This is a genomic window from Flavobacterium sp. (genome assembly GCF_003525665.1).
Classification (GTDB): domain Bacteria; phylum Bacteroidota; class Bacteroidia; order Flavobacteriales; family Flavobacteriaceae; genus Flavobacterium.
The window spans coordinates 1-26677 of record NZ_DQDX01000054.1 but is presented as its reverse complement, the minus strand read 5'-3'; the positions used below and the strand labels follow the sequence as shown (position 1 = coordinate 26677).

Sequence of the window (26677 nt, the reverse complement as noted above, 5' to 3'; positions counted from 1 at the left end):
GCATCATCACGATAATACGGAAACGCATAATCTTGAGGCAAAAGTTGCATCGCCATCGCAATTTGAATCGCTTCGTGTCCGCGTGAAGTTGCGTGTACGTATTTGGAAACTATTTTGAAATTATCTTCATACAAGGTTGCCATTGCTTTAGCAGTTGCCATTGTTGAAAATGCTTTTTCTAGTATTTTTTTATCTAACATAATTTATTTGAAGTAAACTCTGTCAGAGTTTTAAACTCTGACAGAGTTGTAATATAAACTTATTTCGCTTCTACAATCCAACCAAATTCATCTTTGATATCTTGAACTTTAATTGCATTCAAAGTATCATTTACCATCACAGAAACTGGATTTTCGCTTGGGAATTTAATGGATAAATCATTGTTGCCGATTTCTTCTACCATTGCGATTCCAACTGCTGTTCCTGTTCCGAATGCTTCTTCTAAAGTTCCGTTTTTCGATGCCTCGATGATCTCTGAAATGGTGATTGGTCTTTCGGTTACTTCAAAACCTTTACTTCTTAATAAATCGATTACGCTCATTCGAGTAATTCCTGATAAAATCGAACCTGTTAAACTTGGAGTAATGAATTTTCCATCAATTTTGAAGAAAATATTCATAGTTCCTACTTCTTGAATGTATTCAAAATCTTGTGCGTCTAACCATAAAACTTGATCAAAACCTTTAGCTTTTGCATATTCTGTTGGACGAATGGCTGCTGCGTAATTTCCGGCTGCTTTGGCTTCTCCAGTTCCACCATTTACGGCACGAACGTATTTTTTCTCCGCGTATAATTTGATTTTTCTACTAAAAAATGGTCCAGCTGGCGATGCCATTACAATGAATTTGAAACTCGTTGCCGCACGCATTCCAATAAACGCTTCATCGGCATACATAAACGGACGCAAATACAAAGCACTTCCAGTTGATTTTGGAATCCAATTTTTCTCTAAAGCAGTGAATTGCTTTAATGCTTCTACAAATAAATCTTCTGGAAAGGAAGGCATTCCCATTCTATCTGCACTAAAATTCATTCGTTTTGCATTTTCATCCGGACGGAATAATAATGGCGTACCGTCTTTCCCTAAAGTCGCTTTCATTCCTTCAAAAATAGCTTGTCCGTAGTGTAAAGCCATTGCTGCAGGATGCGTTGGAATCAATGCCAAAGGCTCAATTCTTGGATTGTTCCATTCACCATTTTCATAATCACAAATAAACATATGATCGGTGAAATTTGTTCCCATAGTGATGTTTTCAATGTTCACTTCTGAAACTCTTGACTGTGAAACTTTAGTTATTTTAATTGCTTGTGTCATTACTGTTTCCATAATGTTATATTGTTGTGTTTGCGTCAAATTGTTCTAAATAATCACCTACTTTTCGTAAGAATGAACCGCCTAAAAATCCGTCCACTACTCTATGGTCAAACGATAAAGAAAGATACATCATACTTCTGATGGCGATTTCGTCACCTTTTTCAGTTGTGATAACTTCGGGACGTTTTTTAATAATTCCTAAAGCTAAAATTGCAACTTCGGGTTGGTTGATAATTGGTGTTCCCATCAAACTTCCGAAAGTTCCTACGTTGGAAATCGTGAACGTACTTCCTTGAATTTGTTCAGGTTTTAATTTGTTATTTCGTGAAGCTTCCGCCAAAGTATTTACATCTTTTGCTAAAGCGACTAAATCTTTTTCATTGGCATTTTTCACTACAGGAACGATTAAATTTCCTGATGGTAATGCGGTTGCCATTCCGATATTGATATCATTGTGAACGATAATATTTTTCTCATCCACAGAAACATTAATCATTGGAAAATCGGCTACAGCTTTTGCTACAGCTTGAACGAATACAGGCGTAAACGTTAGTTTCTCGTTGTGCTTTTCTTGAAATTTATCTTTGTTTTCGTTTCTCCAATTTACCAAATTCGTGACATCAACTTCAATGTAAGAAGTCACGTGAGGCGAAGTTTGCTTAGAATACACCATATGATCGGCAATCATCTTGCGCATTCTGTCCATTTCGACAATACGATCTTTTCCTTCTACAAAATTGATTTTTGGTTTTGGAAAGGTTGTAGTTGTCGGTTGTCGGTTGTCAGTTATCGGATTTGACTGAATAGGATATTTACGGTTCTTCAAATAGTTGAACACATCGCTTTTTTGCAAACGTCCATCGGTTCCTGAACCTGGAATGGTTTGTAATTCTTCGATTGATAAATTTTCCTTTTGTGCAATTGAGATGATTAATGGCGAAATGAAAGCGTTTGGATTGGTTGTCAGTTTTCGGTTGTCAGTTTTCAGTTGAGATACTTCAACTTTATTTGGTGAAACAACTTCTGATTTCTGATGTTTTTCTGCTGACTGCAAACTGATATCTGCCATCTGCTGACTTGAATCTATTAATGCCAAAACGGTTCCAACCTCAACTACATCATCTTTTTGAAAACGAATTTCAGTGATTACTCCCGAAATTGGCGCAGGCACATCACTATCGACTTTATCGGTAGCTACTTCTAAAATAGTTTCTTCGGCTTCCACAAAATCACCTACGTTTTTCAACCAACTGATTATTGTTGCCTCGGATATACTTTCACCCATTTTGGGCATTTTGAATTCTGTTATTGCCATTTTTATATTTTGTTGTACAGACAACGCAGTGCGTTGTCTCTACGATTTTTTAAATTCTTCTAATGTTTTATAAAACGCTTCTTGTGTTGGACGATTGACTGGAATTTCTCGCAAAGGTTCGACTGCTTTTAAACTTTCATAACATTCTGCTGGCAATTGTTGGTACAATGCAGTTCCTTTGGTTTTCCAATCGATCATTTCATCAGAAACATCTTTTATTATTGTGGCTGGATTTCCTACTACCATTTTTCGGTTTGGGATTTGCATTCCGGCTTTTATAAAACTTAATGCGCCAATAATACATTCATCACCAACATTTACGTCATCCATAATTACAGCATTCATTCCTATAAGGCAATTCGCACCAATATTTGCTCCGTGAATTATCGCTCCGTGACCAATGTGTGCTCCGGCTTTCAACACCATTGACTTTCCTGGAAACATATGAATCGTGCAATTTTCTTGAACGTTACAGCCGTCTTCAATAATTATTTCGCCCCAATCGCCACGAATCGCTGCGCCTGGACCAACGTAAACGTTTTTTCCAATAATCACATTACCCGTAACCGCTGCTTGCGGATGGATAAAACTACTTTCGTGTATTACCGGGATGAATCCTTTGAATTCGTATACCATTTTTTTAGATTATAGATGAAAGACCGCTGCGCTGCAAGATGAAAGACAGGCTTCTATGAAATTTTTCTTGTCTCTTGCTTCTTGGCTCTATCTTCTTATTTAAACTTCTTCAACGTTTCTTTCGTAAAATCAGACAATACTAATCTTCCACTTATTGCTGCTCTTTCGGCTAGTAAATTGTCCCAATCTTCTGTTCCTCTCCAGAAAACTTTTTTCATTTCGAGCATCGCTTCTGGATTGTAGGTACATAAATGCTCTGCAAATTTTTGAACGGCTTCGTCCATTTCTTCTATATTTTCAAATACTTGAGCAAACAAACCTTTTTCTTTTGCCCAAGTTGCCTCATAAAATGTATTGGCGTCGATTGCTATTTGTGACATTGCTGAAACTCCCATTTTTCTTTCGATTGCCGGAGAAACAACGAATGGTCCGATTCCGACGTTTAGTTCTGATAATTTTATTGCTGCAAATTTTGTTGCCATACAATAATCAGTTGCTGCTGCTATTCCTACTCCGCCACCAACGGTTTTTCCTTGAATGCGTCCGATGATGAATTTTGGACATTTTCTCATTGCGTTGATTACATTGGCAAATCCTGAGAAAAATACTTTTCCGGTTGCGGCATCGTTGATGGAAATTAGTTCTTGAAAACTTGCTCCGGCGCAGAATGTTCGGTCGCCACCACTTTTTAGGATGATTACTTTTACTTCTGAATTATTTCCAACTTCTGTTATTGTGTTGGCTAATTGTGCTAATATATCGCTAGGCAATGAGTTTTGTTCTGGATGAAAAAACTCAATTGTGGCGATGTTGTTTTCTATATTTTGTTTTACGTATGCGTTCATTTTTGTTTAAAGTTTAAGGTCTAAAGTTTTTTAAACCATTAAGAAATTAAGTTTGATTAAGTTTTTTAGCCACGGATTACACAGATTTAACTGATTATCGCTGATTTTCTTTTTTATTCTATATTCCTAGCCCTGATAGTAGCGGCATCCTTTTTCTTTTTTCTTTAAAAAGGAAAAGATAGAGCGGATAGCAGGATTAGCTTCTAATCATTATTCTACAAAATATTAAATTGTTCAAAGTGATGATTTAAATGCTTTCTTTCTAACAGATAAGAGGCGTATTTATTCATTTCTCCAAAAACCATATTCTTTAAAATGGCTTCTGGATTTTCTTTGAAATAGGTTTTGTAATTTTCTTTGGCTTCGAAAAATTTGGCTTTGGCTGTTTCAAAATCGGGATGGATTAAATCTTCCAATTCGTCTTTTTTCATCGTTGGAAACTTGGTTCCCATTGGGAATTTGTCGTAATTGTATAACGAATTATGAACTTTATCCAAAATCTTTTCGGGCGTTGCTATTTCGAAATCTTGAATTTCACCTGACATAATTCTGTAACCTTCTTCCAAATGTTCTAACAAATGCTGTGGCGTTAGAATTCCCCAACTTGGTTTTGAATTTTCGGTTAGTTTATTGATGCATTCCGCTATTTTTTCATCGGTCATTTCAACGAAAACCTCTTGTTTTTTCTGCACCATTGTTAAAATTGTTGCTACTGCAACCAATTCGTTTTCGGTGTCAAAAACTTCTACAAACCATTTTACAATTCCGCTTGGATGTTCGGCTGAAGCTACATCTCTATCTACTTTTTGTTTACACGTTAAACGTACATAAACCGTATCATTGTGGTAAATTGGACGCAGGAAACGACATTCTTCCAATCCATAATTTGCGGCAACTGGACCTTTATTTGGATAAACGAACAAACCTGCAGCTGCTGCTAAAATGAAGTAACCGTGCGCCGTTCGCTTTTTGAAAATACTACCATCTAGCGAAGTAATATCGGTGTGTGCGTAGAAATGATCCCAAGTGATGTTGGCAAAATTGATGATGTCAGTATCAGTAACAGTTCTGTTGTGTGTTCGCAATGACATTCCGGGTTGGATGTCTTCCCAATGGTATTGAAACGGATGTTGTGTGATTTCTTTATAGGCCGAATTCGCTTGATAAATTCCAGTGATTTCAGTCAAAGTTGTTGGCGATCCTTGAATTGCACAACGTTGCATATAATGTTTGATTCCGCGAACGCCACCCATTTCTTCTCCGCCACCAGCGCGACCTGGTCCACCGTGAACCAATAATGGCAATGGCGAACCGTGACCTGTGCTTTGTTTGGCATTTTCACGATTTAAAACTAAAATTCTTCCGTGATGTGAAGCTGCGTTTACTACATATTCTTTAGCAATTTCATCAGAATTTGTTACGATAGACGACACTAACGAACCTTTACCCATTTGAGCTAACTCAATAGCTTCGTCAAGGTTTTTATATGGCATTATTGTTGAAACTGGTCCAAATGCCTCGGTTTCGTGAACGGCTAAATTGGTGAACGGATTGTCTTCGCGAAGTAAAATTGGGCTAATGAAAGCGCCTTTCTCGTCTGCTCCGATTATGTTGGTTTTTTCTAAATCTCCGTAAACTATTTTGGCAGATTTTGATAATTCTTGTACTCTTCCTTTTAAAACATCGACTTGGTCTTTACTAACCAATGCACCCATTCGAACTTCTTTTAATCTTGGGTCACCGATAGCAACTTTATCTAATGATTTTGAAAGAGCAGCTTGAACATCATCCATCAATTTCTCTGGGACAATCATACGACGGATTGCAGTACATTTTTGTCCGGCTTTTACAGTGATTTCGCTTCGAGCTTGGTTTATGAATAAATCAAATTCGGGTGTTCCTGGAACTGCATCTTCACCTAAAATTGATGCGTTCAAACTATCAGCTTCCATCGTAAACGGAACTGATTCTTCTATTAATCTTGGATGTGATTTTAACAATCTTCCTGTGGCTGCCGAACCTGTAAATGTGATTACGTCTTGGCTTTCCACTGTATCAAAAATGTTTTTGGCAGTTCCCGAAATCAATTGTAAAGCGCCTTCGGGTAAAATATTAGATGCTATAATTTCACGAACTACAGCTTCTGTTAAATAAGCTGTAACTGGAGCTGGCAAAACAACCGCTGGCATTCCGGCCATCCAATTACAGGCGCACTTTTCTAACATTCCCCAAATTGGGAAATTAAAAGCGTTGATGTGAATCGCTACTCCTTTTTTAGGAACTAAAATATGATGCGCCATAAATCGACCACCTTTGGACAAATCGATTGGGTCGCCTTCTACGTGATACGATTGATTTGGGAATAATTTTCGTAAGGAAGCATTGGCATATAAGTTTCCGAATCCACCTTCGATGTCAATCCACGAATCGACGCGAGTTGCACCGGTTCTATAACTAATTTCGTAGAATGCTTCTTTACGTTTGGTTAAATACATCGCCAAACTTTTAATCATATTCCCGCGTTCTTGGAAGGTCATTTTTCGGAGTTTTTCACCGCCTTTGGTTCTTCCATAATGCAAAATGGCTGGAATATCTAATCCTTCGACAGATGTTTCTGCGATGAATTCTCCTGTGACTGCGTCAAAAGAAGGTTTTCCTTCTCCAGTTGCAGATGTCCATTTTCCTTGTACGTAATGTTGTGTTTTGTTCATATTACCAATATGTCGCTCATACAGAGCTTTTATATTAAAATAAAAATCTTTTTTCCATTTTTTTTCCATTTTTTCCATTGGCTAAAGCCAACGGCTATTCAGCTACGCGTTCGATAATTGCTGCGTAGCCTTGACCAACTCCGATGCACATTGTGATTAATGCGTATCGTTTTCCTGTTAGTTTTAATTCTAATGCTGCTGAATAGGCGATTCTTGCTCCGGTTACTCCTAGTGGATGCCCGATTGCTATTGCGCCACCGTTTGGGTTTATTCTTGGATCGTTGTCTTGCAATCCTAATTCGCGAATGCATGCTATACTTTGTGCTGCGAATGCTTCGTTTAATTCAATAATGTCGATTTGATCTAATGTTAAACCTGCTTTTTCTAAAGCTTTTTTGGTGGCTTCTACTGGACCAATTCCCATAATTCTTGGTTCTACTCCTACTACCGATGAACTTACAATTCGAGCCAATGGTTTTAAGTTGTATTTTTTAACAGCTTCTTCTGACGCAATTATTGTTGCACAAGCTCCGTCATTTAATCCTGAAGCGTTTCCTGCGGTTACACTTCCGTCTTTCTTGAAAGCTGGACGTAACTTTGATAAACCTTCCATTGAAGTGGTTGGCTTTATGAATTCGTCTTTTGAAAATTGAATAGCATCGCCTTTTCTTTGTGGAATTTCAACCGTAACTATTTCTTTGGCTAATCTTCCTGAGGTTTGTGCTACTGTTGCTTTTTGTTGGCTATTTAATGCAAACGTATCCTGATCTTCACGAGTGATATTGTATTTTTCTACTAGATTTTCAGCTGTTTCACCCATGGCATCTGTGCCGTACATTTCGTGTAGTTTTGGATTTATAAAACGCCATCCGAAGCTGGTATCGTACATTTTAGAATCGGTTCCATAAGCTGATGATGGTTTTGAAACCACTAATGGTCCGCGAGTCATATTTTCGATTCCGCCTGCTATGAAAATGTGTCCGTCTCCTGCTTTTATGGCGCGATTGGCGTGGATTATTGCTGACAATCCTGAACTGCAAAGTCGGTTTACAGTTTCGCCTGGAACTGTGTATGGTAATCCTGCTAATAAAAGAGACATTCTAGCTACATTACGGTTGTCTTCTCCTGCTTGATTGGCGCAACCTATGATTACGTCGTCGTAAGCTTCTTTTGGAATGTTTGGATTATTTTCTACTACGGATTTGATGACCAATGCTCCTAAATCATCTGGACGAACCGATGCTAGTGTTCCTTGGTAACTTCCGATTGGAGTTCTTACTCCGTCTATGATGTATGCTTCCATATTTCAGTTGGCAGTTTTCAGTTGGCAGTTTTCAGTTGCGCAACTTTGAACTTATATTTGTTTTTTATTTTATTATCTATTCAATACATTTACTATTTAGCCCTGATGCAAGGGAAAAGCCTCGCTTCTTTAGCGAGCTTTGGAAAGGCAGCAGGAATTGCCATTACTGAAAATGCCCGAGCCATTCGCTCCTGACTTCGACAAGCTCAGCCTGACAGTTTCTATTCTTCCCAATCTTTTTGGGTGCGATAAACTACGCCTTTGAAAAGTGCTACTAATTCGTCGCCTCTTTTTACTTCTATTATATTGAATCCTAGTTTGTTATTTACTTTTTCTATTACTGATTCGGCGGTTAGATAATCGCCTTCGTTTACGGCTTCGATGTGATTAATGGACGTTTCTATGGATACGGAAAATTTACCGTGCGTGTTGGCGGCGAATCCGAAAGCGGTGTCGGCCAACGAATAGGTGATTCCGCCGTGGGCTTTGTACATACTATTGAGCATTTCTCTGCGAACTGTAATTGCTACTTTGCAACGACCGATTTCGCATTCGAGAATTTCAATGCCGAGCCATTGGCTGTAGGCGTCTTGAGACAACATTTTGTATGGTATTTTTGTTCCTTCCATTTTTTAAACCATTAAGGTATTAAGTTTCATTAAGAAAAATGTGTTTTGAAAGCTTAATTTTACAAAAGACAAATGCAATCTAGCCCTGATTGCAATGGAAATACTTTTTTAACTCCGACAGAGTTTTGAACTCTGTCGGAGTTGAAAAAGATTGTAATGGAAAGCAGGAAAATGGAAACCAAAAAATCCCGAGCCATTCGCTTCTTAATGAGAATCTGAAACAAGTTCAGATTAAAACCCTAAAATCAACTTAGCGATTGAAAAGTAGATTAAAATTCCGCAGATGTCGTTGCTTGTTGTTATGAATGGTCCAGTTGCAAGTGCTGGATCAATGTTGAATTTATCAAGAATTAATGGAATTGATGTGCCGATTAGCGACGCAATGATGATTACAGAAAGCAAGGCGATGGTGACAATTATTCCGATTTTTATGTCAACGCCTAACAAAAAATGACTTCCTAAAAATAGTATTATTGCAAGTATTAATCCGTTAAGTAAACTGAGTGATATTTCTTTTAATAATCGATTAAATATAGTTCCGCTGATGGAATGATTGGCTAAACCTTGAACAATAATTGCTGATGATTGAACGCCAACATTTCCTGCCATTGCGGCAATTAATGGTGTAAAAAAGAATAATTCTTTATGAAACTGCATTGCGCCTTGAAAACTTTCTAGTAAAGTTACGCTGATAAATCCACCAAAAAGTGCTAAAACTAGCCATGGTAATCGCGCTTTTGTGAGTTCGAGAATGCTATCATCGGCTTCAACGTCTTGCGAGATACCGGCAGCCAATTGGTAATCTTTGTCGGCTTCGTCCTTGATAACGTCTACGATATCATCGATAGTGATTCGGCCAACTAATCGTCCCATTTCGTCTATAACTGGAATGGCTTCTAAGTCGTATTTTTGCATGATTCGAGCAACCTCAACATTGGAATCATTGACACGAACAGAGTCTACTTTTTTGATGTAAACCTCTCTAATCATGGTTCTTGAAGAAGTGACTAATAAATCTTTTAGCGATAAACGTCCTTTTAATCTGTTTTCGTCATCGACTACATATATAGAATGAACTCTTGTAACGTTTTCGGCTTGAATTCGCATTTCTTTTACGCAAGTGAGAACGTTCCAGTTTTCGTTGACTTTTACTAATTCTTTTCCCATTAAACCACCAGCAGAATCTTCATCGTAACGTAATAAATCAACGATATCTTTAGCGTGTTCAACGTCTTCAAGCTCAGAGATTACTTGTTCTTTTTTGCTTTGTGGAAGTTCACCAATAATATCGGCAGCATCATCGGTGTCGAGCTCGTCTATTTCTTCGGCGATTTCTTTGGCAGATAGTCCGCGTAGGATTTTTTCACGAACGTCGTCTTCTAGTTCAAGAAGAATTTCGGCGGTAATTTCGCTATCTAATAGTTTAAAAATATAGATTGCCTCTTCTGATTCTAATTCGTCAAAAATTTCGGCAATATCAGCATGGTGCAAATCATTCAACAAAATACCCAATTCGTGGTCATTCTTTTGATGAATTAATTGCTCTATTTGAACTAAAAGTTCTTTGCTGATTTTAAACTGCATTGGCTTCTATTTTTTGGGTAAGTTCTATAAATTGTTCTACTGATAATTGCTCTGGACGAAGGTCAAAGATAGTGTCTTCTCTTAAATTATCGGACAAATTTAATGCTTTTAAACTATTGCGCATGGTTTTTCTGCGTTGTTGAAAAGCCATTTTTACTACTGTAAAAAGCATTTTTTCGCTGCAAGGCAAATTGTAATTTTCTTTTCTTCGCATGCGCATCACGCCCGATTTTACTTTTGGTGGCGGAATAAAAACCGTTTCATCAACTGTAAATAAATACTCAACATCATAAAATGCTTGTGCTAAAACAGATAGGATTCCGTAGACTTTACTTCCTTTTTTAGAGCAAATTCTTTCGGCCACTTCTTTTTGAAACATTCCGGCAAATTCTGGTATTTGATTGCGATATTCTAATGTTCTAAAAACAATTTGTGTAGAAATATTGTAAGGAAAATTTCCGATGATTGCGAATTGCTTTCCATCAAAAATTTCATTGACATTGTATCGCAAGAAATCCTTTGAAATGATTTTATCTTTTAGCTTCGGAAAGTTCTCATCTAGGTACGTAACCGATTCAGTATCGATTTCAATTACGTAAGTATTGATAGGTTTTTCCAATAAATATTTGGTCAAAACACCCATTCCTGGACCAATTTCTAATACATCATTATAACCTTCAAGATTTAATGTATCGGCAATGGCTTTGGCGATAGATTCGTCTTTTAAGAAATGTTGTCCGAGGTGTTTTTTGGCTTTTACTTTTTCCATGTTGTTTGCCGCGAAGGCGCTAAGTCGCTAAGGTTTTTTTTATTTGCAAATGAACTTGCTGAGCAAATTTACTTATTTTTGATTTCTATGAGCTGTTGAATATCCAATAAATCTTTTGGTCTGTTCGCTTTAATTTTACTTGTTATTAAATCTTCAAAAGATAATACATTCCATCTTAAAAAGGTTTTTTCATTGATTGTTACTTGTTCACTGTCGTTAAAAGCTTCATCAAAAGATTTATTCACAGAAAAATTAGTGATTAACTCTAAATTAAGATCTAAAGGCGAAAATTTGATTGAAATATTTTGCTCTCTATTTTTAACTTTCTCAGGAAAATCTTTGATTTCATAACCCATATCATTAAACGTTGCAACAAGATTAATAAAGTTTTCATTAGTAGTCTCAATCCAAAAATCAACATCGGCTGAATGCCTTTGATAACCATGAAAGTTAACTGCACCGCCACCAACCATCAACATTCTTACGTTATGTTTATTGGCAGTAGAAATAAATTCATCTATATTCTGTTCCCAAAGTTTCATAATTTATTTTGCTTTCAATTCAATAATGAAATTATCCTTAGAACTATCAACTTTATTCTTAACAGGAAATTGACTCATTCTTTCCATCAAACGTAAAAACGCATAAATACGATCAGCCTTTGATAATTTTAAAAAATCATCTTGCTGTTGTTTATTACTTTCGTCTTTAGTTTGAAATTTAATTTCCATATCAAAAAAACATTAATTCGTCTGAAAAAACTCTGAAATCATTTCTAATTCTGTTCTAAAAGCTAACATTTTGTCGCCAAAAAGTCGTGCGCCTTCATCTCTTAATCGTGGTGCGTCTTCATCGTAATAACGTTGTAATGTTTCCATAGAATCGGTTGTGTATTGAATGGCATAGGTTGTTCCGCCCATTTCTTCTTCTACTAAAACTTTTACCATTCGTGCCGACGAAAATTTTCCTGTGGCAAGAACGTCATTGATATGTTTGGTTTGCATCCAATTCATCCATTGATCATGAACGCTTTCTTGAATGTTTATTGTTACGTTATATAAAATCATACGATTGAAGATTTTTGAATTTTGAATTTTGATTTTTGAACTTTTGAAACTGATATTATCTAAATATCTTTATCGCCTCTAATTTTTCTATATTTTTTTTGTGCTTCTACAAAGTAAATGCTATCGGCTTTATTGAGAATTATTTGTTCGTATAGTGGTTTTGCTTTTTCAAAATCTCCCATTTGATTGTAAATTTCGGCAGAAAAAAACAAGGCTTCATCAATATAAATACACTCTTTATGGTTGTCAATTATTTGCTGATAATTACTTAATGCTAAATTGTATTCGTTCTTTTTTTCGTAGATTTTTCCAATTCTTAAAAGCGTTACTGGTTCAATTGCATCACCTTTGTTTTCTTTTAAAATTTGCTGAAAAGCTACTAATGCATCTTCTTTTTTATCTTGAAAAACTAAAAAATCGGCACGAGAAAATTTCTTTAAAGCTACTTGAGTAGAATCTTCTACGGTATTGTCTGAAATCAATAAATATAAATCTAAAGCATCGTTGGCAATAAGTTGTGTTGATGCTGATTTTAATACTTTAAGTTGGTGTTCTGCCCATTTAAAATCGGCTTTGTAATAACTTGTTTTGGCAGTTTTCAAACTTGCTTCTTGCCCAATTGGGTTATTATTGGACTCATTTTCAATTTGAGAATAATAGATTAAGGCTTGATTGAATTTCTCTTCAAATAATAAAATGTCGCCCAATTCCATTTTCATTTCTGCAATTTGTTGCCTATTTAAAGGCATTTCCAGAACATTTTTTAGAATTGTTTTTCCGGTTTCGGCATCTTTTAAATTGAAGGTTGCAAAATGTGCTTTGATTTTTAACAACGATAATGTAAACGGACTTACTCCAAATTCCTTTATCAAATTATCCAATTCTTGATTGATGGCTGGATAGTCTTTGGGTTGCGCTTTCTTTATTTTCATTTCCATCAAATAGGAATGCGACTGAATTTGCAAATCTAAATCTTTGGTGTTTTCTAGTACAAATCCGAGAATTTCTGTTGCTGCTTCATCGTCATTTTCTTCAATAGCTAGTTGTCCTAAATTGATGATGTTCGAAAATGATTCGGGATCGCGTTTATAAATTGCTTTTTCTTGAATAAATGCTTTTCCGTACTCTTTTTGTTGCACATAAAACCAACTTAAATATTCGTTCCAGAAAATATCTTGATTCTTTTGAATTCGAACTAAAAGCGCTTTCCGTAACATATCATTGAATGATGTTGTAGCATCTTCAGTCATGTATCTTGATAATTGATTTTGAATTGTAACCATAATCTGCGGATTATTGAACGATTCATTCAACAATTTTTCAATCATGGTTTCGGCATCACCTTTTTGTCCGTAAAGCAATGCCACTTGATAATTAAAATTCAATTTCGGATCTAAATCCATTGCCGTTTGATAAGCTAATATGGCATAATCAGTCAATCCTTTTTTATCAAATAAATATCCAATACCAAAACTATCTGCTGGATTTTTCTTTATTTTTTCAATTGCTTGATTGTAGTATTTCGTCGCTTCCGATTGATTCTTTTGTAGTTGATAATTGTATCCTATATCAACTAACAAAGTAGATTGTTTGTATTTATTGAATCGTTCTTGAAGTGCTTTTTCTGCTTTTTCAAATTGTTGTAATTGCTGATAACACTCAACTGCTTTCTGAAAAAAATTGAAATTATTGGGTTGATTTTTTAGCAATTCTTCGTAGCTGATTACTGCTTTTTCAAACTCTCCTCTATCAAAATAATTTTGCGCTAATTGTTCATTTTGAGATTGAACAAATAACGAAATTGTTAAGAATAATAAGGTAAAGAGTTTTTTCATATATGTAAAATTTATTTTTTAGAGGTCATATATGTTATCGCCGTTTATAGGTGTTTGTTTCACAAACTCTTTGTTAGTGGCGATTTCATCAATTGTATCTAAAAAACAATGTACTAAAGTAACACATTTTGTGCCAATTTAGTACATTATAGTGTAAGATTAACTTTTAGTTAATAATATCAAATCCGGTGTATTTGCGCAATACTTCTGGAATTACAATTCCTTCTGGCGTTTGATAATTTTCTAATATTCCGGCCATAACTCTTGGTAATGCAAGAGAACTTCCGTTTAATGTATGTGCCAATTGGTTTTTTCCGTCTTTATCTTTAAATCGCAATTTCAAACGATTGGCTTGAAACGTTTCAAAATTAGAAACAGATGAAATTTCCAACCATCGATCTTGAGCTGTAGAAAACACTTCGAAATCGTAGGTTAATGCTGATGCAAATCCCATATCGCCACCACAAAGTCTTAAAACTCGGTATGGTAATTTCAATTCATCAAGAATTTCTTTGACGTGTTCTACCATTCCTTCTAAAGCTTCGTAAGATTTATCTGGATGTTCAATTCGAACGATTTCTACTTTATCAAATTGATGCAAACGGTTTAGCCCACGAACGTGTGCGCCCCAACTTCCTGCTTCTCTTCTAAAGCAAGGTGTGTAACCTGTACATAAAACTGGTAATTCATTTTCAGACAAAATTACATCACGAAAGATATTTGTTACCGGAACTTCGGCCGTTGGAATTAAATACAAATCGTCTTTTGCATCGTGGTACATCTGACCTTCTTTGTCTGGCAATTGTCCAGTTCCATAAGCAGAAGCTTCGTTTACCATGTGCGGCACTTGATATTCAAGATAACCAGCATCTGTATTTTTATCTAAAAAGTACGAAATTAAAGCACGTTGCAATTTGGCTCCTTTTCCTTTATAAACAGGAAATCCTGGAGCTGTAATTTTAGTTCCCAATTCGAAATCGATGATGTCGTATTTTTTTATCAAATCCCAATGAGGCAATGCGCCTTCATGCAAAGCTGGGATTTCTCCCGATTCGAATACATTTAAATTATCATCGGCACTTTTTCCAACAGGAACTATATCTGCTGGTAAATTAGGTAGCAAATACATTTTTTGCAACAAATCGTGTGCTAATGTTTCAAGTCGTTCTGATGCATCTTTACTCGTCTCTTTTAATGCAACATTTTTTAACTTTAAAATCTCTGCTTTAGCTTTCTCGCCATTTTTCATTAAATCACCTATGTCTTTGGACAACTTATTAGATTCTGAAAGAGCATTATCCATTTCGGCTTGAACCGCTCTACGAATTTCGTCTAAGGCAACAACTTCCTTAACCAAATCTTTAACATCTAAATTTCTTTTTGCTAAAGCTTGAATTACTTTCTCTTGATTCTCTCTAATAAAGGCTATCTGTAACATGGTTTAATTTTATAAGATTGCAAATTTAAGGAATTGGTTTTTATTATTGAACTATTATAAAAAGATAATCATTCGTTGTAAAATCATCAATAATAGGCGCTTAAAACCAATTTTAGGACATGTTTAAAACTTATGATTGTAAATAATTAGTATATTCGCAAAAAATTACCATTTGTCATGAAAAAAACCTACTTATTATTATTCCTTTTTTCGATAACCTTTTCATTTGCCCAAACCAATGAAAAAGAGTTAAATGAAATAGTCGAAGCTGAGATGAAATCGGCTTCGAATTTAATGGAATTAGCGGTTAATCCGAACACTTTAAATTATGATGTTACTTATCAAAAATTAGAATTTACAGTTAATCCAGCTGTTTATAACATTGTTGGAAAAGTTACTACAACTTACACAGCATTGTCTAATATGTCAACCGTAACCTTTGACTTGACCAATGAATTGGTTGTGAGTTCAGTAAAATTAGGTGCAACAAATCTTACTTTTCTACAAAATGCCAATGACGAACTTGTTATCACGCTTCCATCGATACAATTAGCAGGAACTTCTAGAATAATTGAAATAAATTATTCGGGCGCGCCAGCAACAGGAGAACAAGCTTTTACAACATCAACCCACAATGGAACTCCAGTTATTTATACTTTATCTGAACCATTTGGTGCAAGGGATTGGTGGCCTTGTAAACAAGATTTAAATGATAAAATAAATTCGATTGATATCTACATTACAGCACCTTCACAATATGTTAGTGCATCAAATGGTCTTGAGATTAGCCAAGTTGTTAACGGTTCTAATAAAACAACTCATTTTCATCACAACTATCCTATTCCTGCTTATTTAGTAGCTATTGCCGTTACTAATTATTCTATTTTTAATCAAACTGCAGGAACTGCTCCAAATGATTTTCCAGTTGTAAATTACATATATCCAGAAACTCTTACACCTGCTGTTCAAACTCAATTAGCACAAACACCTTTAATTATGAATTTGTTTGAAACGTTATTTGAAGTATATCCTTTTCATAACGAAAAGTATGGGCATGCACAATTTGGTTGGGGCGGAGGAATGGAGCATACTACAGTTTCATTTATGCAAAATTTTAGTCGTGGCTTAATTGCTCATGAATTGGCACACCAATGGTTTGGGAACAAAATAACCTGTGGAACTTGGAAAGACATTTGGTTAAATGAAGGATTTGCAACTTATTTATCATCATTAGTTATTGAAAATTTTGATGGAAATGCCGCTTTTATTGCTAATAAAAACAGTATTATTAACAACATAACCTCGCAACCGAATGGCGCCGTTTATTTAACAGATACTGAGGCTACTAATGTTGGCAGAATTTTCAGCAGTAGATTATCGTACAATAAAGGTGCGATGGTTTTAAACATGCTTCGATTAAAGATGGGTGACGTGATGTTCTTCCAAGCTTTAAAAAATTATTTAGCCGACACTAATTTAGCCTTCAAATATGCTGTTACATCAGACTTAAAATCACACTTAGAAGCAGTTTATGGAAGCAGTTTAACAGAATTCTTTGATGATTGGGTTTACAAACAAGGTTATCCAACCTATACTGTAACGGCTCAAAATTGGGGTACTGGTCAAGCTAAAATAACTATCGGACAAACGCAATCACATTTATCAGTACCGTTCTTTGAAATGCCTGTTCCTGTTAGACTTACTGGCGCTGGTGGATTAACATTTGATACTGTTTTAAATAATACATCAAACAATCAAGAATTTATTATTTCGGTTCCTTTTGTAGTAACTGGAGTGGAATTTGACCCAGAAAAAGATATAATTTCTAAAAATAACACGGCAACTTTAGCTAACGAAAATTTCGAATTAGAAAACGGAATTGCGATTTATCCAAATCCTGTTCAAAACGAACTTCACATTCAATTACCATCAAATATTACTATTAATTCGGTTTCACTATTTAACGGAATCGGACAGAAAGTTCTTGAAAACTCTAATAGTGATTTCTCAGTAAACACTTTATCCTCGGGCGTTTATTATGTAGAAATTGAAACTTCTGAAGGTACATTTCATAAAAAAATTATAAAAAATTAGACATAAATAACATATTTAGTAAAAAGTAAGGTGAAAACCTTACTTTTGCTTTTTAAGAAATTACATTTATAGATTAATGATACAAGTTGCACAAATTATTTTTATTTTATCAGTATTAGTTATACTACATGAATTCGGACATTATATCGCCGCAAAAATCTTTAAAGTTAGAGTTGAGAAATTCTACCTTTTTATGGATGCTGGCTTTTCATTACTAAAGAAAAAAATTGGAGATACAGAATGGGGAATTGGTTGGTTGCCAATTGGTGGTTACGTAAAACTTTCTGGAATGATTGATGAAAGTATGGACACCGAACAAATGAAACAACCAGCACAACCATGGGAATTTAGATCGAAACCAGCTTGGCAACGTTTAATAATTATGTTGGGCGGTATATTTGTAAATATTGTGTTAGCAATAACAATTTATACTATCATGTTTTCTACTGTCGGGCAAAAATACATCGCTACAGATGTTGTTCAAAAAAATGGGTTAAGCTTCACTCAAATAGGAAAAGATGTAGGTTTTATAAATGGAGACAAAATTATTTCTGTTGATGGTGAGCCTGTTCAAAACAAATTCAACAGACTAATTATTGATGTACTTTTAAGTGATAAACTAATTGTTGAGCGAAATGGTCAACCAAAAGAACTAAAATTATCAGACGAAAGTAAAGCCAAAATACTTGGTACAGAAGGCAAAAATTTCATGATGCCTAGAATTGAAGGCTTCAAAATTGATTCAATTTTACCAAAATCTGCTGCGTTCAATGCTGGATTAAAAGTTGACGATAGGATCACATCAGTTGATGGTAAAACGTTTAAATACTATGACGAATTCACAAATTTGTTATCTAATAAAGCAAATGATTCTATTGCACTAGTTGTAGTTAGAAATAACAATACGGTTAATTTAAAAGCTAAACTTGACAAAGACAGTAAACTAGGTTTTCGTCCTAAACTTACTTTAGCCAATGATAAAGAAAAGTTTGAAGTAGTAAACAAACTATCATTTGGACAAGCTTTACCACAAGCTGCTAAAGAATCATGGCAGTTATTAGTTTATAATGTAAAACAGTTTAAACTAATCTTAAAACCAAAAACGCAAGCATACAAACAAGTTAAAAGTCCAATTGGTATCGCTAGAATGTTACCAGACGAATGGAATTGGGAATTTATTTGGAGCTTTACCGCACTTTTTTCAATTGGTTTAGCATTCATGAATTTACTTCCTATACCAGGATTAGATGGTGGACATGCACTTTTTACAATTGTAGAAATGATTACTGGCAAAACTTTAAACGAAAAAACTGCTGGTTACGTTCAAACGTTCGGAATGATTATCTTGCTGAGTCTAATGGCTTTAACCTTTGGCAAAGATATTTATCAATTAGTGGTTGATAAACTTTTGTAAAAAAAATTAATTTTTTTACAATTTTAATTTGCAAAACGTAAAAAACATATTATATTTGCAACCGCTTAGCAGATAAGAAATAGGTTTTCAAGTCACAAATAAGCCTCAAAAAAGTTCATCCATTATTGAAAATATACAGTTTCCTCCTTAGCTCAGTTGGTTAGAGCATCTGACTGTTAATCAGAGGGTCCTTGGTTCGAGCCCAAGAGGGGGAGCTCTACTGACAAAGCCGCTAATTTAGCGGCTTTTTCTTTTGTATCTATTTGATAATCAAAAACATACCCGCTTACAAACGGGTTCGAGAAGTATAAAATAAAATTATGGGATTTTTGGGCGATTTCTCGAACCGCTTTAATATTAATACTCCCAAACCACACTTATTATCGTTTTAAGCTGTTTATAAGGAATACAATATTCAAAAAACAGACTATCATCTTCATCATCTTTTAACTCAAACCACGTGGACTTATATATTTGTTGAGCCTTATCACTACTAGAATACAAAAAATCATATTCAGCGTCAATATATTCTTGTGCAACAGAGTCTTCAGGCGGTCCCAATTTTGTAATATCTTTAATTTTTATCCAGTAACCATCTGACTTACTCCAATACTTAACAGCTCCATTATTAATAAAAACTACGAAGAGTGGATAAATGTTTAATGTTAATAATCTGTAGATGATTGAAGTTAAGCTGGTTTTAAATCTTTCGGAAAGTTCTTTTACTAAATCTGGAGAAAATTTTCTGCGATAAGTGACATTTCTTATTGTATCTTCGGGCATTAAAAGTTCTGATGCAAAATCATTAGCTTCCCATTCCTGAATACCTTTCTTTGCTTGTTGTTCAGCACTGTTAAACCAATTTAATGTATTGGCTGTTTCATTATGTACTTCTAAGTCTAATTTATCATGCAATAAATAATGCCCAACTTCATGAGCAATAGTGAATCGCTTTCTTTCCTCGAATTGGATTTCAGAATTTATTTTTATTAAGGTTTTAGATTTGCCTCTTATAATTTTACCATCAGAACTTGACAACTTTTCTTCAACTAATGTTGCTCCAAGTGCGGCAACGAAAATATCCATAGGAATATCTGTAATTTCATCAAAGCCAATTTCTTCTAATAGTGCTTTAGCCCTATTTGAACCTTTTCTATTTTTGATCATCTTCTAGTTGCTCCAGTAATTCTAATAAGTTTTGATCTTTTATTATTTCTTTTATTTCCTCAATACCCAGATTTTCAAGATTTCGGTATTGAACTTGGAATTTATTGTTAGCAATTAGATTTTTTAAATAGCTGATTGGCTTATCAATATTATTCTCGATTGCATTTTGTATTAACGCTGAAGCTTTTTCTAACAAGGCAATATCTCTTTGCTTATTAATATATCCCTTTAAGAGGAATGAGTGCTTACGGAAATTTTTAAGGGCATAATCTTCAAGCTCATTAATATTGAAACCTTGCTCTTTAAGTATCTCATCATAAGTACTAGAATCGCCGTCAATAATTTGCGAGATAATCGCCTGGTCAATCTTTTTGATGAAGTTATTTTTCATAATTCAACACTTTCAATTTTTCTTTTATAAACGGTAATTTACGGTCTAACCGCTTTTTGATATTTGTAAGCTCCTCGATGCTGATACCAAGTAGCTCTGACAAATCGTTTCGTTTCATACCATTGATTATATATGGTTCAAACAACAATAACTCATCATCCGTTGCTCCCATACCTGCTAATTCATCATGGCATACGGTTAATAATGATTGATAATCGGAATCATCAAAAGACATTTCCGTATCATTATCGAGAATTTCAAATGTTTCATTTGCTTTTTCAAGTTCGGCACTTAATGTATTAGAAATAACGCTGTCTAATGCGCTTATTATCTGCTTTCGGAAATCAGGGAATTTTTCAGGATACCAATTCCTGCCACCTTCCTTGAGGAACGCTTCGATTGTATCATTAATCATATCCTCAATCATAATGCCCCTGAAACCCTTCTGATGATTATATTTGATTCCAAAAACAGTTTTAAGCCGAATGATAGCGTGTTTGAAAAGAATAGCATAAAACTCCGAAGTATAGACTTCTTGAAGTGCTTTGCATTTCTCATCAAAAGTTGCAACTTTTCTATTATCTGACTTCATTTATATAGTAATGCTTAAATTTTAGAAAAAATTTCCATAGCGATGGCAATTTATAAAATTTTTGTAGCATTACAATGTATATAAGAGGTTTAACTTAAAAATAAAATTATGAGCAGGTCAGCAAATTATGTGATTTCTGGTGTGTGGAAAGATTCGAGTGACAATATTACTCATGTAATGTTGCATCCCGTTAATGACGGAGATACATGGAGCATGGGCGAAAAAACATCAGAAGCAAGTACAATAGCACTATTAAAAAAAGGAAATGTTATTAGAACAGTAGTATGGGGTTATCCTAGTTGGACTATAAAGTCCAAAGTAACCTATGTTCAAGGATTCACAAAAGAATATTTAAGGAGCGAAGCGAATGCTACCCCAAAAGACAATTTAGATAATTTAATATCAATGAAAGCAATTAAATAATTATGGATAAGAATTTACACTTAGATTCGGTAATTAAAACGCATCAAATTACCAAAGAAGAAAAGCTTTTGAATAAGTACAAAGACAAAAACAAGGAAGTTAAGGAAGCATTAGAAAAGAAATACGAAAGCAATATTTACGCTCCTTTCAATTCAGGTTCTTACGCAAAAAACACGGCGGTAAATATCAAATTTGATTTTGATATGGTATGCCCTTTTAAAAGAAATGCATTTGGTTCCAATGGAACATTAAAACAGATGTATGAAGACGTTTTTGATTTTCTAAATGAGAAATATAAAGAAGAGGCAACTGTCAGAAAGCAAAAAGTATCCATTGGTATTGAATTTTTTGCCGATGCAGACGGAGATGTTGTGAAAATCGATGTTGTGCCAGGTCGCGAATTAAATCAGGATCAATATAAGGACGACGAAAATCTCAATCTGTATGTTTACTACAAGTATGGAAATTTTGACGAGGGGAGTGAGAGAATTAAAACCAATGTGCAGGCTCAGATTAAAAACATCAAAGACAGGGCAACTACCGAGAAAGATTCAATTCGAAAAATTATTCGTCTGTTAAAAGTATGGAAAAGCACCAAGTACAATTACCCTACGAAATCCTTCTTTTTGGAACTGATTACAATTAAGGCTTTTGACAACAAAGAAATCTCTGGGAATTTATGGAGTAAGCTTGAAGCTGTATTACAGTATATCCGTGACGAAGTTACTGGCGAGAGTTTTACACTGAAAGACCCAGGGAATAGTTCTAATGACTTAATCGAAACCTTAACTACATCCGAGAGACAGACCCTTTCTGATGACATGAAGTATATGCTTGAAAGAATTGAGGATAATGATGAAAACATCAAAACCTATTTTCCTGAAAACGCGAAATTTGTTGAAGAGGAAGAAAGTGACAACAAATATGAAAACAAAGGAAATGGATTTTATTCTAATCCACCAAAAAATGAAAGGTTCGGTTAAATGATGGATAGACGACTAAATTTAATCCAACAAATTTTTTCTGAACTAAATGGAATTTCAATAGAGATTCCATTTAGTTCAGATTCGGAATTTAATATAATTGGAAAGATTAAAGTCCAAATAGAGTCAACCGAAGAGTATTTGTCTTTTGACGTTAAAATTTATCCCGAGTATCCCTTAAAGAGGATGGAGCATGAATCCATTACTTTTTCCAATAAGGATTATATGTTATATGGTCATGTAATGGGAGACGGCTCTATTTGCAGACACACATCCCATCAGACTGACTTAAAGAAAAAGATTGAAATTGATATTAATTCATTAAAAAGATGGATTTGGAAGTATTATCTGAATAAGGATAATGACAATCATTATGAACATTTAATTCTACAGCCGAAAGAATTTAAGGAAAATCATTTTTCCTTTTTATTCACGGAAGTAGATTACACCTTTAACAAAAATCAATTTGGGTTCTTTGAATACTCGCAAATAAATAATGGATTGTATTATGATAAGGTTATATTCAACCACGTTATTCAGGAATTTAGAGATTCCTCATTTACAAAAGTATCAGAATGTAAATGGAGTAGTGCAGTAAAACAATTACCTCATAAAAATATTGGCATATATGTTTTTCTAGACAATCCTCCTGCGAGGATGGGAAAGTTTATAATTAATAATTGGGCAGATTTAGAAAGCTTGGTCAGTAATGATGCTTTTACTTTTCTCTATGGGGTTCAGAAAAACAATTCAAAACTGAAAGGAAACCCTATCCCATTTTTGATTGGTTATAGTATATCAGAAAAAGAGATACACTGGCAGGTAGCTATTTTAGAAATTGGAAAATTCCCAATTGAGTCTTATAAAGAAGACAAAGTATGGAAAGGCGGGTTTGTCGATGAAGATATAACATGGGGCATCACTAAAAATTGTTCTTATGATTATTTTTTCGGAAGAGGTAAATTAGCCGAAAAGATTACAAAAAGCAAGATACTTATTATTGGCGTTGGTGCGATAGGCAGTATGGTTGCGACAACATTTGCGAGATGTGGCTGTACAAGTATAGATGTAGTTGACCATGACATTAAAGAACCTGAAAATGTTTGTCGATCTGAATATTCTTTCCTTACAGGAATATGCAATAAGCCAGACGATTTATCAAATGAATTGTTCTCAATCTCGCCTTTTATAGATGTTGGAATAATTAATGCAGCAATGTTTCATGTTGACACAAAAGTATCACAAGGGCTAATCAATTCTACGCATGACTTGCAGAGAAGATTACTTCATTATGATATAATAATAGATTGTTCGACAGATAATGATTTGCTGTATATTTTGAGTAAGTTGGAACTGAACAGGTATATAACATTGTCAATAACCAATAATGCAAAAGAGCTTGTTTGTTCTGTTGAACCAAACAGTTATAATTGGGTAATGAATCAGTATGAAAATGTTTTGGATAATGAGTTGGAAGACGTTCATAATCCAAATGGATGCTGGAATCCAACTTTCAAAGCCTCGTACAATGACATTAACACATTGGTACAATTTGCCATAAAGCATATTAACTTGAAAATGCTTGATGATAGTAAAAGTTTGAGAAACTTTGTTTTAAAAACGAATGTTGAAGATATATTTTCAATAAAATTAGATGAATTTTGATGTATAGAATTAATAAGTTAGGATTAACATTAGAAATTGAAGATACTTTATTATCAAGTATCATCGACATTGGGGTACAGCATTATCCTAATGAATTTGGCGGTTTTCTAATTGGCAACTACTCAAAGGAGCAGACTCACTTAAGTATAACTGACACAATTCTGCCGAATAAATATAAGGGGACACCATATTTGTTTGAGAGGGATACAGTAGGCATAAATGATAAATTAAAACAATTTTATGAGGAAGATCCCAAGAAATATTACCTTGGAGAATGGCATACCCATCCAAATAATTTACCCATACCCAGTAGTACGGATATTAATGCCATAAATTCGATTGCAAATCATCCTGAAGTGTCAATTAAAAATCCTGTAATGCTGATTATAGGTTATAATAAAACCAAAGTGGAACTTGGTTTTTATGTTCAATTTAAAAATAAATTATATAAATATGAAAAAAATTAAACTGTTATCTCTTATAGCTTTATTCACCTTTTTAACAATGAATGCAAAGGAATCTGATTCTGCTAAAATTGCTAATCTTGAAACCAAGGTTGGTCAATTAGAGGATTATAAGATGAATATTGAAAACGTTTATAAGGCTGAGTATCAAAAATCACAAAATGATTTAGCTAAAGATATAGATGAAAAATATAAAGATGTTAGAAATCTTTTTGCAATGATTCTTATCTTAGGAATACCATCCTCTCTGTATGGTATTTATTTGATGTTTTGGGGTATTAAGAAAAAGGTGAACCAATCAATTGCGGAGAAAATAGAAACTATAGTTGAACAAAAAAGGGAAGATATAATTAAATTGATACAATCACAAAAATTTGAACGCCGTTTAAAAGAAACCAAAAAAATTATTGTTATTAGTGAAAATGAAGAGTCTCAGAAAGAAATAAAAAATACCATAGAAACATTTAAGTTTAAAAATGTAATTTACAGGATTAATAAATCATATGACAGTTTGCCTGAATACGATTTAATTATTATTAATAACTGTGATGGGGAATTTAAACAGAATGATGTGACTGATATAATTGATTCTGCGGATGATGATGTATGTTTTGTTGGTTATACAACTAAACAGTTAGATAGGAATCCTAAATTGAATTTTGCTAACTCTAAATTTACTTTGTATCACAATATATTGATGACCTTGAGTTTTTCTGAAGCAATAAAAATGAATGAATAATTATGAATAAAGCTAAAACATATGCTCAAACAGGAGCAATAACCTTTGGGATTGGAAATGCCCTTATCAATGCTCTTTATCAACTTAGCAATAATAATCCAAATAAGAAATTCGATTGGAGGCAACTTGCTTTCGCTGCAGGAAAAGGGGCTCTATTTGGTGGGGCAGGCGGTTTTGTTTTAGGATCTATTCGTGATAATCAAATGACACAAGCCTTTTCTAAATTTGGTACTGTCCCGAATTATCTTCATAAATCCTTGGACTACTATAAAGATGACAATGCTTTATTACTAAGTAAAGCAGAACAAGTTAAAGTCAAACTAAATCAAAAATTCAGGAGTGATTTGGCAATAACTCCAAAATTTCATGGTTCTATTGCTAAAGGGACTAACATATCAGGTTCTGATATAGATATTCAATTACAATTTAAAAAAGATTCTGGAACCCTTGCAGATTTATATTACACAGTTTCTGATTTTGCATTTGACGAATTTAAGGATGTAACCTTAGAAGGAGTTAGAGAGCAAAAACACTCAATAGGTATGGAATTTAAAATAAAAGACGAAATAAAACGAATTGATATAGTACCTATACGACAAATAGAAAACGGAAATAATGACACTTGTCTTTTTGTGAACAAAACTGGCTTTTTTGAAAAACCAACCTACAAGAAAACAAATTCACTAAAACAATTATCTGTTCTTACCTTTAATTATCGTGAAAAGCGAATAATTAAACTTTTGAAAGTTTGGAAAGCAGAAAATAATTTAAGTATTAAATCTATTTACTTGGAATGGCTAGCCAAGAAAGCAATTGAGCAAAAATCATTATCAAATAATATTGAAAAAGCGCTATTGGATGTGATTTACTTTATTGCGAAAAATATTGAATACCTTCGTATTGTTGATCCTGCAAATTCAAACAACATAATTTCAAGCTCTTTAACAAATGAAGAGAAGAGTACAATTAGTCAATTTTGTTTCAAAATGATTGAAGATATTAAGAAGGACAATAGAAATGTTATTGAATACTTTCCAAGTTTGGAATCTATATCATATAACATATAAGTGTTAAAAATGATAAAGAAACAATGTAATTGACTTTCTTGCATTTTTTACAAAACTAATATATTTTGTTTTATATTAGATTTTAAAATTGTGTAAGTATAAAGAATCCTAGAAAGAGCATGAAAACATTTGTAGAAGATTTTGAGTATTTTAAAAAAGAGTTAAGCTATGAAAAGCTTTTTTTAGAAGGCATGATTAGTGAGCATAGAAAAAAGAAAGAAGATGGAATAA

General features: G+C 34.0%; 26 protein-coding genes and 1 tRNA gene. 9 read left to right on the top strand and 18 right to left on the bottom strand.

Annotation, left to right across the window (positions count from 1 at the left end; genetic code table 11):
• From DIU01_RS03885 to serS, 15 genes are all read right to left on the bottom strand, one after another.
• A partial coding sequence (locus DIU01_RS03885; RefSeq protein WP_290831933.1) for a hypothetical protein occupies positions 1-200 on the bottom strand: 200 nt, incomplete at its 3' end.
• Between the two features lie 59 nt (positions 201-259).
• Positions 260-1327 carry a branched-chain amino acid aminotransferase gene (locus DIU01_RS03880; RefSeq protein WP_367221715.1) on the bottom strand — a complete coding sequence of 356 codons (1068 nt, stop codon included), beginning with the start codon at positions 1325-1327 and terminating at the stop codon, positions 260-262.
• Between the two features lie 4 nt (positions 1328-1331).
• The gene (locus DIU01_RS03875; protein ID WP_290831932.1) at positions 1332-2630 is read right to left on the bottom strand and encodes a dihydrolipoamide acetyltransferase family protein; all 1299 of its coding nucleotides are present in this window, start codon (positions 2628-2630) and stop codon (positions 1332-1334) included.
• Positions 2631-2669: 39 nt separating this feature from the next.
• Positions 2670-3266, bottom strand: coding sequence for a transferase hexapeptide repeat family protein (locus DIU01_RS03870; RefSeq protein ID WP_290831931.1), 597 nt, complete (start codon positions 3264-3266; stop codon positions 2670-2672).
• Positions 3267-3361: 95 nt separating this feature from the next.
• Positions 3362-4111: an enoyl-CoA hydratase/isomerase family protein gene (locus tag DIU01_RS03865; RefSeq protein ID WP_290831930.1), complete on the bottom strand. Its 750-nt coding sequence runs from the start codon at positions 4109-4111 to the stop codon at positions 3362-3364.
• A gap of 215 nt (positions 4112-4326) precedes the next feature.
• Positions 4327-6822 (bottom strand): phenylacetic acid degradation bifunctional protein PaaZ, encoded by a 2496-nt coding sequence (gene paaZ / locus DIU01_RS03860; RefSeq protein ID WP_290831936.1) that lies wholly within the window; start codon positions 6820-6822, stop codon positions 4327-4329.
• Between the two features lie 94 nt (positions 6823-6916).
• On the bottom strand, positions 6917-8125 hold the full coding sequence (pcaF, locus tag DIU01_RS03855; protein ID WP_290831929.1) for a 3-oxoadipyl-CoA thiolase: 1209 nt from the start codon (positions 8123-8125) through the stop codon (positions 6917-6919).
• A 221-nt stretch (positions 8126-8346) separates the two neighbouring features.
• Positions 8347-8754, bottom strand: a complete 408-nt coding sequence (locus DIU01_RS03850; RefSeq protein ID WP_290831928.1) for a PaaI family thioesterase — start codon at positions 8752-8754, stop codon at positions 8347-8349.
• Between the two features lie 231 nt (positions 8755-8985).
• Positions 8986-10338, bottom strand: a complete 1353-nt coding sequence (gene mgtE / locus DIU01_RS03845; protein ID WP_290831927.1) for a magnesium transporter — start codon at positions 10336-10338, stop codon at positions 8986-8988.
• Entirely contained in the window at positions 10328-11107 is a 780-nt protein-coding gene (gene rsmA, locus DIU01_RS03840) for a 16S rRNA (adenine(1518)-N(6)/adenine(1519)-N(6))-dimethyltransferase RsmA (RefSeq protein WP_290831926.1), read from the bottom strand. The genes mgtE and rsmA overlap by 11 nt, the downstream gene beginning before the upstream one ends.
• Before the next feature lie 68 nt (positions 11108-11175).
• A complete protein-coding gene (locus tag DIU01_RS03835) occupies positions 11176-11649 on the bottom strand; it encodes a nucleotidyl transferase AbiEii/AbiGii toxin family protein (protein ID WP_290831925.1) in 474 nt (157 codons plus the stop codon).
• A gap of 3 nt (positions 11650-11652) precedes the next feature.
• On the bottom strand, positions 11653-11838 hold the full coding sequence (locus DIU01_RS03830; RefSeq protein WP_290831924.1) for a hypothetical protein: 186 nt from the start codon (positions 11836-11838) through the stop codon (positions 11653-11655).
• A 12-nt stretch (positions 11839-11850) separates the two neighbouring features.
• The gene (locus DIU01_RS03825; protein ID WP_290831923.1) at positions 11851-12174 is read right to left on the bottom strand and encodes a DUF4286 family protein; all 324 of its coding nucleotides are present in this window, start codon (positions 12172-12174) and stop codon (positions 11851-11853) included.
• A 59-nt stretch (positions 12175-12233) separates the two neighbouring features.
• A complete protein-coding gene (locus tag DIU01_RS03820) occupies positions 12234-14009 on the bottom strand; it encodes a tetratricopeptide repeat protein (protein WP_290831922.1) in 1776 nt (591 codons plus the stop codon).
• A gap of 166 nt (positions 14010-14175) precedes the next feature.
• On the bottom strand, positions 14176-15447 hold the full coding sequence (gene serS, locus DIU01_RS03815; RefSeq protein ID WP_290831921.1) for a serine--tRNA ligase: 1272 nt from the start codon (positions 15445-15447) through the stop codon (positions 14176-14178).
• Positions 15448-15624: 177 nt separating this feature from the next.
• Between serS and DIU01_RS03810 the strand changes: the two genes are divergently transcribed.
• The 3 genes from DIU01_RS03810 to DIU01_RS03800 all read left to right on the top strand — a co-directional run bounded on the left by DIU01_RS03810 (position 15625) and on the right by DIU01_RS03800 (position 19170).
• Complete coding sequence (locus DIU01_RS03810; RefSeq protein WP_290831920.1) at positions 15625-17541, top strand: M1 family aminopeptidase; 1917 nt, start codon at positions 15625-15627, stop codon at positions 17539-17541.
• Between the two features lie 76 nt (positions 17542-17617).
• Complete coding sequence (gene rseP, locus DIU01_RS03805) at positions 17618-18955, top strand: RIP metalloprotease RseP (RefSeq protein WP_290831919.1); 1338 nt, start codon at positions 17618-17620, stop codon at positions 18953-18955.
• A 141-nt stretch (positions 18956-19096) separates the two neighbouring features.
• A tRNA-Asn gene (locus DIU01_RS03800) sits at positions 19097-19170 on the top strand.
• 142 nt (positions 19171-19312) lie between these two features.
• On the opposite strand, the gene DIU01_RS03795 is transcribed toward DIU01_RS03800, so the two are convergent.
• From DIU01_RS03795 to DIU01_RS03785, 3 genes are read right to left on the bottom strand one after another with little or no spacing between them, the layout of a single operon-like run.
• On the bottom strand, positions 19313-20122 hold the full coding sequence (locus DIU01_RS03795) for an ImmA/IrrE family metallo-endopeptidase (RefSeq protein ID WP_290831918.1): 810 nt from the start codon (positions 20120-20122) through the stop codon (positions 19313-19315).
• Positions 20109-20513: a hypothetical protein gene (locus DIU01_RS03790; RefSeq protein WP_290831917.1), complete on the bottom strand. Its 405-nt coding sequence runs from the start codon at positions 20511-20513 to the stop codon at positions 20109-20111. The genes DIU01_RS03795 and DIU01_RS03790 overlap by 14 nt, the downstream gene beginning before the upstream one ends.
• Positions 20503-21105: a hypothetical protein gene (locus tag DIU01_RS03785; RefSeq protein ID WP_290831916.1), complete on the bottom strand. Its 603-nt coding sequence runs from the start codon at positions 21103-21105 to the stop codon at positions 20503-20505. Before DIU01_RS03785 ends, DIU01_RS03790 begins: the two co-directional genes overlap by 11 nt.
• Before the next feature lie 108 nt (positions 21106-21213).
• Between DIU01_RS03785 and DIU01_RS03780 the strand changes: the two genes are divergently transcribed.
• Genes DIU01_RS03780 through DIU01_RS03755 form a run of 6 tightly spaced genes read left to right on the top strand, consistent with a single transcriptional unit; the run spans position 21214 to position 26446 of the window.
• Complete coding sequence (locus tag DIU01_RS03780; protein ID WP_290831915.1) at positions 21214-21528, top strand: DUF3892 domain-containing protein; 315 nt, start codon at positions 21214-21216, stop codon at positions 21526-21528.
• A gap of 2 nt (positions 21529-21530) precedes the next feature.
• The gene (locus tag DIU01_RS03775; protein WP_290831914.1) at positions 21531-22511 is read left to right on the top strand and encodes a nucleotidyltransferase; all 981 of its coding nucleotides are present in this window, start codon (positions 21531-21533) and stop codon (positions 22509-22511) included.
• Positions 22512-22514: 3 nt separating this feature from the next.
• Entirely contained in the window at positions 22515-24176 is a 1662-nt protein-coding gene (locus DIU01_RS03770) for a ThiF family adenylyltransferase (protein ID WP_290831913.1), read from the top strand.
• Positions 24176-24643 (top strand): Mov34/MPN/PAD-1 family protein, encoded by a 468-nt coding sequence (locus DIU01_RS03765; RefSeq protein WP_290831912.1) that lies wholly within the window; start codon positions 24176-24178, stop codon positions 24641-24643. Before DIU01_RS03770 ends, DIU01_RS03765 begins: the two co-directional genes overlap by 1 nt.
• A complete protein-coding gene (locus DIU01_RS03760) occupies positions 24630-25379 on the top strand; it encodes an NARF domain-containing protein (RefSeq protein WP_290831911.1) in 750 nt (249 codons plus the stop codon). Before DIU01_RS03765 ends, DIU01_RS03760 begins: the two co-directional genes overlap by 14 nt.
• A 2-nt stretch (positions 25380-25381) precedes the next feature.
• On the top strand, positions 25382-26446 hold the full coding sequence (locus DIU01_RS03755; protein WP_290831910.1) for a hypothetical protein: 1065 nt from the start codon (positions 25382-25384) through the stop codon (positions 26444-26446).
• Positions 26447-26677 lie beyond the last annotated feature (231 nt).

Coding starts and splice junctions, on each gene's coding strand:
- DIU01_RS03880 (WP_367221715.1), bottom strand. CDS start 1,327: ATGGAAACAGTAATGACACAAGCAATTAAAATAACTAAAGTTTCACAG.
- DIU01_RS03875 (WP_290831932.1), bottom strand. CDS start 2,630: ATGGCAATAACAGAATTCAAAATGCCCAAAATGGGTGAAAGTATATCC.
- DIU01_RS03870 (WP_290831931.1), bottom strand. CDS start 3,266: ATGGTATACGAATTCAAAGGATTCATCCCGGTAATACACGAAAGTAGT.
- DIU01_RS03865 (WP_290831930.1), bottom strand. CDS start 4,111: ATGAACGCATACGTAAAACAAAATATAGAAAACAACATCGCCACAATT.
- paaZ (WP_290831936.1), bottom strand. CDS start 6,822: ATGAACAAAACACAACATTACGTACAAGGAAAATGGACATCTGCAACT.
- pcaF (WP_290831929.1), bottom strand. CDS start 8,125: ATGGAAGCATACATCATAGACGGAGTAAGAACTCCAATCGGAAGTTAC.
- DIU01_RS03850 (WP_290831928.1), bottom strand. CDS start 8,754: ATGGAAGGAACAAAAATACCATACAAAATGTTGTCTCAAGACGCCTAC.
- mgtE (WP_290831927.1), bottom strand. CDS start 10,338: ATGCAGTTTAAAATCAGCAAAGAACTTTTAGTTCAAATAGAGCAATTA.
- rsmA (WP_290831926.1), bottom strand. CDS start 11,107: ATGGAAAAAGTAAAAGCCAAAAAACACCTCGGACAACATTTCTTAAAA.
- DIU01_RS03835 (WP_290831925.1), bottom strand. CDS start 11,649: ATGAAACTTTGGGAACAGAATATAGATGAATTTATTTCTACTGCCAAT.
- DIU01_RS03830 (WP_290831924.1), bottom strand. CDS start 11,838: ATGGAAATTAAATTTCAAACTAAAGACGAAAGTAATAAACAACAGCAA.
- DIU01_RS03825 (WP_290831923.1), bottom strand. CDS start 12,174: ATGATTTTATATAACGTAACAATAAACATTCAAGAAAGCGTTCATGAT.
- DIU01_RS03820 (WP_290831922.1), bottom strand. CDS start 14,009: ATGAAAAAACTCTTTACCTTATTATTCTTAACAATTTCGTTATTTGTT.
- serS (WP_290831921.1), bottom strand. CDS start 15,447: ATGTTACAGATAGCCTTTATTAGAGAGAATCAAGAGAAAGTAATTCAA.
- DIU01_RS03810 (WP_290831920.1), top strand. CDS start 15,625: ATGAAAAAAACCTACTTATTATTATTCCTTTTTTCGATAACCTTTTCA.
- rseP (WP_290831919.1), top strand. CDS start 17,618: ATGATACAAGTTGCACAAATTATTTTTATTTTATCAGTATTAGTTATA.
- DIU01_RS03795 (WP_290831918.1), bottom strand. CDS start 20,122: ATGATCAAAAATAGAAAAGGTTCAAATAGGGCTAAAGCACTATTAGAA.
- DIU01_RS03790 (WP_290831917.1), bottom strand. CDS start 20,513: ATGAAAAATAACTTCATCAAAAAGATTGACCAGGCGATTATCTCGCAA.
- DIU01_RS03785 (WP_290831916.1), bottom strand. CDS start 21,105: ATGAAGTCAGATAATAGAAAAGTTGCAACTTTTGATGAGAAATGCAAA.
- DIU01_RS03780 (WP_290831915.1), top strand. CDS start 21,214: ATGAGCAGGTCAGCAAATTATGTGATTTCTGGTGTGTGGAAAGATTCG.
- DIU01_RS03775 (WP_290831914.1), top strand. CDS start 21,531: ATGGATAAGAATTTACACTTAGATTCGGTAATTAAAACGCATCAAATT.
- DIU01_RS03770 (WP_290831913.1), top strand. CDS start 22,515: ATGGATAGACGACTAAATTTAATCCAACAAATTTTTTCTGAACTAAAT.
- DIU01_RS03765 (WP_290831912.1), top strand. CDS start 24,176: ATGTATAGAATTAATAAGTTAGGATTAACATTAGAAATTGAAGATACT.
- DIU01_RS03760 (WP_290831911.1), top strand. CDS start 24,630: ATGAAAAAAATTAAACTGTTATCTCTTATAGCTTTATTCACCTTTTTA.
- DIU01_RS03755 (WP_290831910.1), top strand. CDS start 25,382: ATGAATAAAGCTAAAACATATGCTCAAACAGGAGCAATAACCTTTGGG.